This window comes from Fictibacillus terranigra (assembly GCF_030412265.1).
Taxonomy (GTDB): Bacteria; Bacillota; Bacilli; order Bacillales; family Fictibacillaceae; genus Fictibacillus_C; species Fictibacillus_C terrinigri.
The window spans coordinates 31,647-44,194 of record NZ_JAUHLN010000006.1; the positions used below are offsets into that span (position 1 = coordinate 31,647).

A 12,548-nucleotide genomic window follows, 5' to 3' on the forward strand; every position below is an offset into this window, starting at 1 on the left:
TCCTATTCATCTCCACCGGCAAATCTGCCTTCCAGCTTGTTAACCAAAAGGGTAAAAAGAAGAACCAGCACTAAATAGTAGATTGCTACAATCAAAAGATAGGTCATTTCTTCAAAGGTCCGTGATCCTTGTGTGGTTGCCACATTGAACAATTCCGAGGAAGAAATAAATGCAGCAAGCGAGGAATCTTTTAGACCGATAATAAATTGGTTCCCAAGGGGTGGAAGAGCACGCCGGAATGCCTGCGGCAAAACGATGCGCCTCATGGCAAGAGAAGTGCTCATCCCTAGCGAACGCCCCGCTTCGAGCTGCCCTTTGTTAATGGATTGTATCGATCCTCTGAAAATCTCGGCAATATACGCACTGTTATGCAAGGCGAGTCCAAGCGTGGCACACCAGTATGGAGAAATACCGAGCTCAGCCAATCCAAAATAAAAGAAGAAAATCTGTACGATCAGTGGGGTTCCCCTGATAACCGCAATGTAAACGTTCGCGATGGCGTTTAATACTTTGCTGTTTGATAGCTTAAAGAAAGCAAACAGCAATCCTGCTACCGTTCCTATTAATACAGAAACTACTGTAATCTGCAGGGTAAGCAGCAATCCTTTCATAAAGAGCGGATAGCTGTCGATGAACACATGAATGAAATGTCCGATATCAGGCAAACAGGTTCAGCTCCTTTTGCAAGAAAAGAATGTGCCGCATGCTCACACATTCTTCCAGAGAATTATGGTTTTTTCGTAATATCGATCTCTATATACTTTTTGCTCAATTTCTCCAGTGTTCCGTCTTTTCTTAGTTCCTCAAGCGCTTTATTGACCGCCTTCAATAGTTTCTTGTCCTTTTTGGAAACAGCGATCGCCTGTTCACTCGTTCCAAGCGTTTCTGCTTCTGAAACCTTGAAGCCTTTTTTAATCGCCTGCTTGCCCGTAATGGTATCTGTAATGACACCTTCGTGCTTCCCTTCACTCAGGGCACGCAACGCTGTGACATCGCTGTCATAAACCGATATGTCTTTGGAATATTTTTGCGCTTCACTTTCATATGTAGATCCTTTGGCAACGGCAATATTTTTGCCTTTTATGTCTTTGAGCCCTTTTATGGAGCTGTCTTTCTTAACAAATAAAACCGGCCCTGAATAATAATATGGAGTACTGAAATTTACGGCCTTCTTCCTCTCAGGAGTAATCGTATGGCTAGCAACTGCTGCATCAAAACGATTGGTCTTTACCGCTGTAACAATTCCGTGGAATTTTTGTTTATCCACTTTTGCTTTTAAACCCATTTTCTTTGCAAGCGCCTTTCCTACCGCTACATCAAACCCATCAAGCTTGCCGTTTTTATCCGAGTAGCTGAACGGGTAAAACTCGCCAGATACGACAAATGAGAATACGCCGTCTTCTTTCAGCTCCACCTCATCACCGCTCGCGGTCTTGGATGTTGAGGACCCGCAGCCGGAAACCGACAAAACCATTGCAATAATCAGCAGTATAGGAACATAGAACTTTTTCACTGCATTTCCTCCTTTTTATTGTTTGATAGTTCTGAATAATTCAATGGTAACGTGTCCAAACACTGATTACTAGCTACAAGAGTACTAGAGAGATTGTACTATCCTGGGTAAAATTTCATGCTATTTTTTACCACAAGCACCGGCCTATTAAATTATTCATGGTTATCAACCTACTATCCTATGAAGTATTTACCCCAATAAACTACAATATAATCGTAGGAATATTCTAAATCTTGCAGAATAATTAAATTAACTCTTCATGTGAAACAAACAGGCAGCGTCATTTATAGGTCTATTGTCGCTGATCTGATACACCATAATAAAAGGAGGGACAATAAGCCATGCCTGATGAGGATCAAAAAGTCATTGTGCTTTCGGATTATGTAAAAAAGAAGAAACAAAAAGAAAGGGAAATGGCTGGTCCTGCACGGCTGCTGCTTCGTCTTACTGTGCTGTTTATAACAGCCAGCGTACTCATTTTTGGAATTTTCATGTGGCAGGATTATAAACGTACGACACTGTTTTCACACAATCCGAATGAGATATTTGAACTGTTGGACAGTCAGGATGCCAAGTCTCTTACCCCTGCTGTAAAAGAAAAAATCTCCTCGATGGCTGATGAAATTAAAGGTTTGGAATACTTGGCCGTCTTTTCAGATCAACAAGGAGCAGGAAAGCCAAATAAACAAGCTCCCGATTATGTCTTCTCCACGGATGGCAAAAATGTAAAAGACACACTCGGAATGGGGAATGGCAAATGGCATATCGAATATAAATTTAAAGAAGAAAAAAGTAAACTCGTCTGGAACAGCTTCTTGGTTGTATTTATCTTTCTGTCCTTTGCTCTATTCATTTCCTGGATAGTGATCGGCTTTAAATATCCTGCAGGAATGACGATGACCAGCCGTATGATGTATATCAAATAACAAACAACTAAAAATCAGAAGTACGAGTTAAACTGCACTCCGATTGCTAGACTAAGGGATTGAGGTGCAGTTTTTTATTAATTTGACGGATGCAGTAATGCCCGCTCTTTTCCGGCTCCTTTGATAGAAAATGACATAAAAAATGAATTATTTCCCGGAAAATGTTTGGAGCTGTCGAATGGCAGCTGAATCATTTTTGTTTTATTTATCGTATAATAGAGGAAAGGAGTGATTGACAATCAGTAAGAGCAAGGCACGAAAACAAAGAGAACGACTCATTAGAGAAGGCAGAAGAAACCCTCTGGACGACCGGGGCAGCTATACGCTTATTGATTTAAGAACAAGGAAAACAAAAACAAAAACAGAAAAACTGAATCAGCAAAAGCACAAAGGCCGATTATCAGATTTACAACATCCTGATAAACGGCCTTTATGCGTTTAATCCTGTATTCTACCTTATTAGATATAGAACGGCCGCTGCAGCGCTGGGCAGTCCGAATAACAAAATATGAAAGGAATAATCACTTTTGCATTCCATCCGTCTTTTCTTTTTTGTGAGATTCCTTACGATCTGACCATCTAAAAAGAGGCAAAGCAAAATGCCTGATAACATAAATGCTCCAAAGCCTAATGGACCAGCGACTTCTAATATGAACACCCAACGATCAGTCATCCAGGCGATGAAAACAATTATAACAGCAACTGCAACACCAGCGAACAGCCAATTCCTCATTGCTTAACCTCCATTTAAGTAAAAAACAGATGAAATTTTACCAAAAAGGCCTGAAACGCCGAATGCCATCGAACGGAAAGCCATAGAGTCCGTAACCAGGAGATACTCCTCCTGCTAGGTTTGGAAACAAGCGGCTGTCTTCTGAATCATCTCTCCTCATCGGCATGACCATATACATATTTTCTTTATCATACGTATGGAGCCTGCCGTGATATATATTAACATCGATCATCTCAAGCTCAATATGTTGTCCAACAAACTGCTGGCATAATAGATAATAATGATGATGGTGATGAGAACCTATTTTCTCAGGTGTTGGAGCAGATGGCCTCGAATACGTTGTTGCTTTTAAATCTTTGTCTATGTTCAAAATTACTCCTCCTTTGTACATACCATCTTATTCCTTCCCTGCCAAAGTGCATCAATGTTCACCTACCTTCCCATTAAAATAGGTGCCGAGCTTTTTTACAAAGTCAAAAGAGCAGAGCACTTTTTTCAAAAAAAAAAGTGCTGAGGAGATTTTCTTACACTCACCCTCAGCACCCTTATTTTCAATCAGCTTTCCAGCACTTCAATGACTTTACGAGCGACACTATGGCTGGATTGCGGATTCTGTCCAGTCACAAGCTTACCATCCACGACCGCAAAATCTGCCCAGTTATCCCCATTTACAAATTCTGCACCAAGTTCACGCAGCCTTGTTTCCAAAAGAAACGGCACTTCTTCCGTAAGTTTCATTTCCCTTTCTTCAGAATCGGTAAATGCGGATACTTTCTTCCCTTTCACAATAGGTGTTCCGTCCTCATAGGCGGCTGTAACGAGTCCTGTTGGACCGTGGCAAACAGTGCCAATGACTTTGTCCCCTTGTGCAAACTGGGAAACTACCACCTGAAGATTTCTGCTGTTGGGAAAATCAAAAACGGCGCCATGCCCGCCTGGAAGAAAAATCGCATCATAGCCGTGCGCGTCCTCCCTCGTTAGCGCTGGCGTATCCTTCAGCTGTGTTTTGGCTTCTTCAAATTCATCAATATTTCCTTGGAGGCTGCTGGGATCAAGCGGCACTTCTCCGCCTTCAATGCTGGCTATCTTAATATCGTATCCTTGTTTTTTGAATTCATTGTATGGAACGGCCAACTCTTCCAGCCAAAGTCCCGTTTTTTGATCACCGATTTTATCATGGCTCGTTGCGACCATTAATACTTTTTTAGCAGACAATTGATTCACTCCTTTTGGACGTCTGTTTTAAAGCACTCCTGCACCCGTATCTATTCCTTTTATTTCAAAAAAATAAACGTCAGCTGGTCCAAATCACTTTCTATATATGAAATAACGGAAGAATGCGAAACAAAACCCTGAATTCAGCCAAATCGTGCTGTGTTCAGGGGTGTTTTTCATTCTTGATGCTTTGTTTCCTTTAACATAACTCTCGATCTTCACCATTTCATTATCGTTAAGTTTAATATTCTTCACTTCAATGCTTTTCCACATTGAAGAAGAAGAAACGAACGTATACTTTTTCGCCGTTATTTTCCACAAACAATTCCGCCTGTTTATGTTATCCAAGGACTACAACGGGGGTTCCCCAACCACTCCACCCCCAATAAATCGGGGTTTTTCTTTGCTTGATGTACTGCACTCAGCCACGCTCTCCGTCCAAGCCTCTGTCCCATATACCGCATATCATAATTCATACCATTTAAAAATGAGGGAAACCGATGAAATTTAATTTTGGCGACCGAACAACGGATGCTAAAAAATACAGTACGTTCCAAAAAAAACTTTCGATCAACAAGGAAGCTGACCTGAACTGCCCGAGCGATTTTCTCCCAGACAATGAAGAGGTTCCACTTCTTTACGTCCAATTTATCCAGCTCTCTAAAGGGGATAGGGTAGAAATCAATGCATCAGCAGGGTGGACGGCGGGTCTCCCGTGTGAATCAGCTACCATCACACTCACCGTCAGACGCAATCAAGAAGCTGTTATAGCCCAAAGCTCTCAGACAACTCAAGACCTTCAGCAGCAAAGTACAGCGACCGTCACTGGCTCGGAGGAACTGACTGAAAACGTGGGGGTTGCCCGGTATACGTTGTATGCATCAACAGAGCAAGCCGGCAGAATACGGATGAGCGGTTCCTTCAGCCTTCTCGCTGTCGTAAGGCTTGCTAAATAAAAAAAGCCGGATTTCAAGATCCGGCTTCTCTCTATCTATTTTTAGCGACTTGAATCATATCTTTCAACTTCACTTTTCCGCCATAATGCATCACACCGTGCACATAAATTCGTCCCGCAATCCGGTTGATGATCCACAATGAAACAAGCAGAATGGCAATCGTAATACTGATTTCCATCGCTCCCGCTTCTCCCGCTACGATTCGTGAAAATGTAACGATCGGTGAGAAGAATGGAATATAAGAGCTGACGACAACAAGTGTGGTGGAAGGATCAAACAGTGAACGCATACCGATAAAGAATGCTCCCATGATCAGGATAATGATCGGAAACTGGGATGAGCCCAAGTCTTCTGTCCTGCTTACCATTGACCCGACAGCTGCATACAGCATAGCATATAATAAATAGCCCAAAACAAAATAAGCAATGAAAGCTGCGATGACACCAGGTGATAGATTTGAAAGATCGATGGCCGCACCGAAGATGGACAATTGATTGGCATCAAACCAGCCTGCCAAGTACGCGATACCGCCCGCTAGCACGATGAAGGCGATCTGTACGATGGCGCCTGTCAGGATCGCAGCAATCTTGGCATACATCATCATGATCGGCTTTACTTTAGGAATCATGATTTCCATAACGCGGGAAGATTTTTCCGCAGCCACCGCCGTTGCAATCATTTGGCCGAATGCAATAATAAATATATACATAAAGAATACAAACACATACACGATGCCAAATGTATTGCTGGTATCCTTTAACACTTCATCCTTCACTTGAACGGTTGCCAGCAAGGACGCGGCGATTTCCGCACCGATTTTATTTTTTGCGATCGTATTAGAGATATAAGCTTGCTGCAAAGCCTGAGAGACGACTGGTACCGCTTCATTATTTGGGAAGTTTTTATAAATATAAGTCAGAGCCGGAACACCTTTTTGCTCTTTAACAAGTAAAACTCCGTCCAGATCTCCTTGCTCTACCTTCTTTCTTAAATTTTTTTCCTCGCTTTCGCCGGCTTCATTCAGCTTTGTTTCCTCAAGCGTTTTATTTATTGCTTTAACATCGATCCCTGTGCCTGTTTGATTGATCAGCGAGATCTTATCCTTATTCCCGATGTCAGAGCTGTTTGCCCAGTTCGAATACCCTAGAAAAGCCAGAATAGCCACAAAGATGATGGCTGTTGATATTTTAAAAGCTTTGGAAGTCAAATTTTCTTTCAAGTGAAATTTAAAAACGGTCGAGAACTTTTTCATCTATCTCACCTTTTCCAGGAAGATTTCATTCAGCGTAGGTTCGAGCATCTTAAAATATCTTAGTGGAAGGTTCGCCTGATGAAGCCGGTTAAACAGTTGAAAGGCTTCAGAGTCATCCTTTACTTTTACGAGCAAATCATTCATTTTCTTCTCGTAGGACACCTTCCATTCCTTCAGCTTCTCTTCCATACCTTTGTGGTTGAAGAGCGTTAGATTGCGGTATCCGTAGTTCTGTTTAATTTCACTGAGCCTGCCCTGTATAACGGCTTGCCCATCCTTCATCAGACAGACATTCTCGCAAAATGTCTCAATCTGTTCCATCCGATGTGAGGAAAGGATGACCGTTTTTTTCTTTTTGACCTGTTCTTCAATAATCGCAGAGAGCATGTTCGCATTCACGGGGTCAAGTCCGCTGAACGGCTCATCCAATATCAAAAGCTCGGGATCATGTATCAATGTGGCGATCAGCTGTATTTTTTGCTGGTTCCCTTTGGAGAGGTCAGAAGCCTTCTTATCCTTATGCTCCGGAATTTGCAGCTTCTCAAGCCAATGATCAATCGCTTTATTGGCGCTTTGTCTGTCCATGCCCTCAAGCTCTGCAAAATACCGAAGCTGATCAGATACTTTGCTTTTTTGGTAAAGTCCTCTTTCTTCAGGCAAATAACCGATTGAAACCCGGTTTCGATCAAGCTTGTTTCCCTGCCACCTGATCTCCCCTTGGTCGGGTACGAGCAGACCCAGAATCATTTTTATGGTCGTCGTCTTACCTGCACCGTTCCGTCCTAATAATCCGAGAACCTCCCCTGTCGGCAAGGTGAGTGTAAGATTGGACACGGCTTTTATATGACCAAAAGATTTATGTAGATATTGCAACTCCAATGCCAAGCTAAAACCCTCCTTATGTAAGAACAAAAAGTTACTATTCTAGCATATTCATAAAATACCTTTTACATTCTCTCACAGAAAAATGGAAATATCAAACAGATAAAAAGATCAATAAAAAAGCCGATTCTATAGAACCGGCTTCTCACACATGATAAAAACTATACTTTTCGGTGGAATTATGGACTTGCTAATGGCAGCTGCAGGATATACTGAATACCTATAGTGCCGGCTCTTCTTTGTCCCTTATCTTGAAAGCCGGCCTTAAAATAAAGCTGCTGTGCAGCAAAGTTCTTTTCGTTTACAGCGAGCACGAGCTCATTGCAGAATGGAAAGTGGACAGATGCAAAGCCTGGGAGTGCCAGCATGGCACGTTTGGCCACACGTTTCCCTTGATAAGCAGGATGAACAGAAAGTGCCCGGATAAAAAGGGCGTTCGGATTTTCAGTAAAAGGAGAAATGCAGGGTCCATGGTGGAGCACAAAAAAACCGGCGGGTTTCCCCTGATACATAATGACCACTGGATGCCGGCTCTCGTCTTCTTCGCAAGCTTGCAACGCTGTCAGCGGAAGGGCAGTAAATTGCAGCTGCTTTTTAGGAAGTTCAAATGTACTGAGCGCTGTTGAATGTTCTGGCAAATAGAAGGACAGGCTGACTTCTGCGAACATTGCTATCCCACCTTTTTTCCTTCATTATTGTCTAAATCCAATGGTCTGTCTATATACAATTGGAAATAACTAGTCCCCTTTGATGCTGATCAAAAATAAAAAAGGAAGCAGCCTCATTCAAGGCTGCTTCACTTTATTTATTGGCGATTGTAAACTGTTCTTCCTCTGTAGATCCTTTTAGTGCTGTTGTTGAGGCCAATCCTCCAGAAACGGCCTGAGCCACTTCATCAAAGTAGCCGGTACCCACTTCACGCTGATGGCGAGTTGCCGTGTAGCCATGTTTCTCATTTGCAAACTCTCTCTGCTGAAGCTCTGAATAGGCGGCCATCCCTCGCGTTTTATATTCTTTTGCGAGTTCGAACATGCTGTGGTTAAGAGTATGGAAGCCTGCAAGCGTAACAAACTGGAACTTATAACCCATCGATGCAATCTGCTGTTGGAAGGTTGCAATCGTCTGGTCATCCAGCTTCCTTTTCCAGTTAAAGGATGGCGAGCAGTTATAGGCCAGCATTTTACCAGGAAAACGCTCGTGGATGGCAGCGGCGAACTTCTGAGCTTCTTCCAGGTTCGGTTCTGATGTCTCGCACCAGATGAGGTCGGCATAAGGCGCATAAGCGAGCCCTCTGGCAATGGCCTGATCGATTCCTGCATTCGTTCTGTAAAACCCTTCTGCCGTTCTGTCGCCAGTTAAAAATGGATGATCATAGGAATCAACATCACTCGTGATCAGATTAGCGGCATTGGCATCCGTTCTGGCGATTAACACCGTGTCCACGCCCATTACATCTGCGGCAAGCCTTGCAGAGATCAGATGGCGAACCGCCTGCTGCGTGGGCAAGAGCACTTTGCCCCCAAGATGCCCGCATTTCTTTTCGGAAGAAAGCTGGTCTTCAAAATGCACGCCTGCCGCTCCTGCTTCAATCATCGCTTTCATCATCTCAAAAACGTTAAGCGCTCCGCCAAATCCTGCCTCAGCGTCGGCAACAATCGGAACAAACCAATCGATGTCCGTTTTTCCTTCGGAGAACTCGATTTGATCGGCCCGCTGCAGCGCCTGGTTAATCTTTTTCACCACATTAGGTACACTGTTTGCCGGATATAGGCTTTGGTCAGGATACATGTGACCGGAAAGGTTGGCATCCGCCGCAACCTGCCAACCGCTTAAGTAGATGGCCTTCAGCCCTGCCTTCACTTGCTGAACCGCCTGATTTCCTGTCAATGCTCCAAGCGCATGCACGTAATCTTCTTCATGGAGAGATTTCCATAGCCGGGCGGCTCCTCTTTTAGCAAGGGTATGTTCGATTTGAATGGATCCTCTAAGTTTAGCAACCTCTTCTGCCGTATAGGTCCTCTCGATTCCTTCCCAACGTTTTTCTTTCCAATTCTCTTGAATTTGTACTGCTGCCTCTTTTTGATTCATCTCATTCCACTCCTTATTTAATATAGGTATAGCCTGGCAATGTTAAAAATTCAATGAACTCATCTTGCTTTACTAGCTGCTCAAAGAGAGTGATTGCTTCTTTGAACCGGCCAGATTCCCATTGCTTCTCATCCAATGCTGATTTGATTTTCTGGGTTTCTTCTTCAGTCACTTGCGCCACAAGCTCCAAAGTAATCTGCCGTCCATCTTCCAGAACACCCTGTGTATGACGGATCCATTGCCAAACCTGAGCTCTCGAGATTTCAGCTGTGGCAGCATCCTCCATCAAATGGTTCAGAGGCACTGCTCCTCGCCCAGTCAGCCAGGCTGCGATGTATTGAATTCCTACCGATATGTTGGTCCTTAAACCATCTTCAGTAATCGGTCCGATCGTCGGCTGCAGAAGATCCTCCGCCATTACATTGACGTCATCCCTCTGTTTGTCTAACTGGTTCGGCGCTGGCATAATGCGGTCAAAGACTTCGAGAACGACCGGCACCAAACCTGGATGAGCTACCCAGCTGCCGTCATGTCCGTCTTCTGCTTCTCTTTCTTTGTCTGTTTTTACTTTTTGCAATGCCTCTTCGTTGGCCTCGGGATTATTCTTGATCGGAATCTGAGCCGCCATTCCCCCGATCGCATGAGCGCCTCTCTTATGGCAGATCTTAATGACATGCTGTGTATACGCTCTCATGAACGGCACCGTCATCGTAACCTGTGCACGGTCGGGCAGCAGATAGGATGAGTGGTTTTTCAATTTTTTGATGTAGCTGAAAATATAATCCCAGCGCCCGCAATTTAATCCGGAACTGTGTTCTCTCAGTTCATAAAGGATTTCTTCCGCTTCAAAGGTCGCCAGGATAGTCTCAATCAATACGGTTGCTTTGATCGTTCCTTGAGGAATTCCGAGCTCTTCCTGTGCATACACAAACACTTCGTTCCAAAGCCTGGCTTCCAAATGGCCTTCAAGTTTCGGAAGATAAAAATAAGGGCCTGAACCTTTTTCGATCAATGTTTTAGCGTTATGAAAAAAATAAAGTCCAAAATCTACTAAACTGCCAGACATGGGTTCACCCTTATACAACAAGTGCTTCTCTTCCAGGTGCCAACCCCTCGGCCGTACAACAAGTGTCGCTGTTTTATCATTTAAGCGATATTCTTTTCCTTGCGGTGAGGTATATTCAAGTTGTCCCCGAATCGCATCCCGCAAATAAACCTGCCCAAGAAGGCTGTTCTCCCACGTGGGAGAGTTCGCATCCTCGAAATCTGCCATAAATACTTTGGCTCCTGAGTTTAAAGCATTGATGACCATTTTTGCATCCCCTGCAGGTCCTGTTATCTCCACTCTTCTGTCCTGAAGATCGGCCGGGACTTGTGCGACAGACCAGCTGCCCTCCCGAATTTTTTTCGTCTCAGACAAAAAGCCGGGAAGCTCCCCTTGATCTATTTTTTTCTGTCTGTTTACTCTGTTTTGCAAGAGTTGCAATCTTGCATTATGAAATCGTTCATGCAGCTTCTCGAGAAAAACGATGGCATCTGACGTCAGTATCTCATGATCCACATCCCCCTGTACTGTAACAGATTGTTCTTTAGATATAGCTACTGAATTATCCACGTGTTAACCTCCTGCTCAGTCAATGATTCCGTTTCCATTACAGCGCCTGCAGCATACACACCCCTCACCCATGCAATCCGGGCAGTTACCGTTTTGATGCTTTCCAGACCCGTTGCATTCCAAGCAGATTTCCTCGCCATTCCCTTGGCAGCTCGCACAGTTCATCATGATTTCCTCCTTTTCATGTATTTCTTTCCTGTTATAAAACAGATATTTATCTTGTAAAATAATATATAACAGTATGGATAAAATGTGCAACACTTTTTTTATATAAAATCAAAAATAGGCCCTCTGTTCTATAACAGAGGGCCTTCCTAAGGACTATCCTACCGAAAAACTTCAAGTATTTAGTTATTACACTCTTAAGCCAGGATTGAGAATGGTTGCTCGAAAGAAGCCCTCAGGTCTATCGCTTTGCTTACATCGAGGGGAATAGCGGCTCTTTTTTGAGCCAGCTGAATTGTACAAGCTTTTCTTAAAATTCGTCCGGATCTGGACCGTTTCGAAGATCTTTATTCAATGAATCGATCTGCTGCATATCTTCGATGCTCAATTCAAAATCAAAGATATCAGCGTTTTCCTTAATACGGTTTTCATTCACTGATTTAGGAATTGTAATTACTCCATTCTGAAGATCCCAGCGAAGAATCACCTGTGCCACTGTTTTATTATGCTTATCTGCCAGTGCTGTCAGGATCGGCTCATCAAAGATCTCACCCTTTAACAAGGGTCTCCAGGCTTCAACTTGAATGCCCTGGTCCTTGCAGAAAGCCAACAGATCTTTTTGTGTAAGGCGGGGATGGAACTCCACCTGATTGACCATCGGTTTAATCTCACAATCCTTCATGAGGTCCTCCAGATGGTGAATTTTAAAATTACAAACACCAATCGCTTTTGCCTTAGCCTCTTTGTAAAGAGTTTCTAGTGCTTTCCACGTCTCTTTATACTTGCCGGACACCGGCCAATGAACCAGGAACAGGTCTACGTAATCCAAATCAAGCTTTTTCAGGCTTTCTTCAAACGAGCGGAGTGTCTGCTCATAGCCCTGTTCCGTGTTCCAGACCTTGGTTGCAATAAACAGGTCTTCACGCGGAACATCCACCTGTTTGACAGCCTGTCCTACGCCCTCTTCATTTTTATAAAACGATGCTGTATCAATGCTTCTGTAGCCGGCAGCGACCGCATGTTTTATGGCGTCGATCACCTCTTGGCCTTCTTCTGCTTTATATACACCCAGACCCAGCCACGGCATCCTTACGCCGTTATGCAATACAGCCGTATCAGAAATGCTTTTTATCATATGTACCGCCTCCTTGTTTGTATGGTACCATTCGGCAGCCTGAAAAGAAAAATGGTTGCTAGAAAAAA

General features: G+C 43.6%; 15 protein-coding genes. 2 read left to right on the forward strand and 13 right to left on the reverse strand.

Annotated features, from left to right (window positions below):
• Positions 1-2: 2 nt before the first annotated feature.
• Together QYF49_RS21555 and QYF49_RS21560 are read right to left on the reverse strand one after the other, a co-directional pair.
• Positions 3-665, reverse strand: a complete 663-nt coding sequence (locus tag QYF49_RS21555; protein WP_425589620.1) for an amino acid ABC transporter permease — start codon at positions 663-665, stop codon at positions 3-5.
• 62 nt (positions 666-727) lie between these two features.
• Positions 728-1,513: a transporter substrate-binding domain-containing protein gene (locus QYF49_RS21560; protein WP_290401662.1), complete on the reverse strand. Its 786-nt coding sequence runs from the start codon at positions 1,511-1,513 to the stop codon at positions 728-730.
• Between the two features lie 341 nt (positions 1,514-1,854).
• Here QYF49_RS21560 and QYF49_RS21565 point away from each other — a divergent pair, with 341 nt between their 5' ends.
• Positions 1,855-2,439, forward strand: coding sequence for a hypothetical protein (locus QYF49_RS21565; protein WP_290401663.1), 585 nt, complete (start codon positions 1,855-1,857; stop codon positions 2,437-2,439).
• Positions 2,440-2,890: 451 nt separating this feature from the next.
• Here the strand turns inward: QYF49_RS21565 and QYF49_RS21575 are convergent, their stop codons facing one another.
• The 4 genes from QYF49_RS21575 to QYF49_RS21590 form a co-directional block, all read right to left on the reverse strand.
• Positions 2,891-3,172, reverse strand: a complete 282-nt coding sequence (locus QYF49_RS21575; RefSeq protein WP_290401664.1) for a DUF5316 family protein — start codon at positions 3,170-3,172, stop codon at positions 2,891-2,893.
• A gap of 37 nt (positions 3,173-3,209) precedes the next feature.
• Positions 3,210-3,542: a hypothetical protein gene (locus tag QYF49_RS21580; protein ID WP_290401665.1), complete on the reverse strand. Its 333-nt coding sequence runs from the start codon at positions 3,540-3,542 to the stop codon at positions 3,210-3,212.
• 185 nt (positions 3,543-3,727) lie between these two features.
• Positions 3,728-4,366 (reverse strand): type 1 glutamine amidotransferase domain-containing protein, encoded by a 639-nt coding sequence (locus tag QYF49_RS21585; protein WP_290401928.1) that lies wholly within the window; start codon positions 4,364-4,366, stop codon positions 3,728-3,730.
• 114 nt (positions 4,367-4,480) lie between these two features.
• Entirely contained in the window at positions 4,481-4,708 is a 228-nt protein-coding gene (locus QYF49_RS21590; protein WP_290401666.1) for a hypothetical protein, read from the reverse strand.
• Between the two features lie 179 nt (positions 4,709-4,887).
• Here QYF49_RS21590 and QYF49_RS21595 point away from each other — a divergent pair, with 179 nt between their 5' ends.
• Positions 4,888-5,343 (forward strand): hypothetical protein, encoded by a 456-nt coding sequence (locus QYF49_RS21595; RefSeq protein ID WP_290401667.1) that lies wholly within the window; start codon positions 4,888-4,890, stop codon positions 5,341-5,343.
• 31 nt (positions 5,344-5,374) lie between these two features.
• Here the strand turns inward: QYF49_RS21595 and QYF49_RS21600 are convergent, their stop codons facing one another.
• From QYF49_RS21600 to QYF49_RS21630, 7 genes are all read right to left on the reverse strand, one after another.
• Complete coding sequence (locus QYF49_RS21600) at positions 5,375-6,595, reverse strand: ABC transporter permease (RefSeq protein ID WP_290401668.1); 1,221 nt, start codon at positions 6,593-6,595, stop codon at positions 5,375-5,377.
• A complete protein-coding gene (locus QYF49_RS21605) occupies positions 6,596-7,480 on the reverse strand; it encodes an ABC transporter ATP-binding protein (RefSeq protein WP_290401669.1) in 885 nt (294 codons plus the stop codon).
• A 176-nt stretch (positions 7,481-7,656) separates the two neighbouring features.
• On the reverse strand, positions 7,657-8,145 hold the full coding sequence (locus tag QYF49_RS21610) for a GNAT family N-acetyltransferase (RefSeq protein WP_290401670.1): 489 nt from the start codon (positions 8,143-8,145) through the stop codon (positions 7,657-7,659).
• Between the two features lie 133 nt (positions 8,146-8,278).
• Complete coding sequence (aceA, locus tag QYF49_RS21615) at positions 8,279-9,565, reverse strand: isocitrate lyase (protein ID WP_290401671.1); 1,287 nt, start codon at positions 9,563-9,565, stop codon at positions 8,279-8,281.
• Between the two features lie 13 nt (positions 9,566-9,578).
• On the reverse strand, positions 9,579-11,162 hold the full coding sequence (aceB, locus tag QYF49_RS21620) for a malate synthase A (protein WP_290401929.1): 1,584 nt from the start codon (positions 11,160-11,162) through the stop codon (positions 9,579-9,581).
• Positions 11,163-11,195: 33 nt separating this feature from the next.
• Positions 11,196-11,348: a hypothetical protein gene (locus QYF49_RS21625; protein WP_290401672.1), complete on the reverse strand. Its 153-nt coding sequence runs from the start codon at positions 11,346-11,348 to the stop codon at positions 11,196-11,198.
• 307 nt (positions 11,349-11,655) lie between these two features.
• Positions 11,656-12,480: an aldo/keto reductase gene (locus QYF49_RS21630; protein ID WP_290401673.1), complete on the reverse strand. Its 825-nt coding sequence runs from the start codon at positions 12,478-12,480 to the stop codon at positions 11,656-11,658.
• Between the last annotated feature and the right edge of the window lie 68 nt (positions 12,481-12,548).

Coding starts and splice junctions, on each gene's coding strand:
- QYF49_RS21595 (WP_290401667.1), top strand. CDS start 4,888: ATGAAATTTAATTTTGGCGACCGAACAACGGATGCTAAAAAATACAGT.
- QYF49_RS21610 (WP_290401670.1), bottom strand. CDS start 8,145: ATGTTCGCAGAAGTCAGCCTGTCCTTCTATTTGCCAGAACATTCAACA.
- QYF49_RS21625 (WP_290401672.1), bottom strand. CDS start 11,348: ATGATGAACTGTGCGAGCTGCCAAGGGAATGGCGAGGAAATCTGCTTG.
- QYF49_RS21630 (WP_290401673.1), bottom strand. CDS start 12,480: ATGATAAAAAGCATTTCTGATACGGCTGTATTGCATAACGGCGTAAGG.
- QYF49_RS21585 (WP_290401928.1), bottom strand. CDS start 4,366: ATGGTCGCAACGAGCCATGATAAAATCGGTGATCAAAAAACGGGACTT.
- QYF49_RS21600 (WP_290401668.1), bottom strand. CDS start 6,595: ATGAAAAAGTTCTCGACCGTTTTTAAATTTCACTTGAAAGAAAATTTG.
- QYF49_RS21565 (WP_290401663.1), top strand. CDS start 1,855: ATGCCTGATGAGGATCAAAAAGTCATTGTGCTTTCGGATTATGTAAAA.
- aceA (WP_290401671.1), bottom strand. CDS start 9,565: ATGAATCAAAAAGAGGCAGCAGTACAAATTCAAGAGAATTGGAAAGAA.
- QYF49_RS21575 (WP_290401664.1), bottom strand. CDS start 3,172: ATGAGGAATTGGCTGTTCGCTGGTGTTGCAGTTGCTGTTATAATTGTT.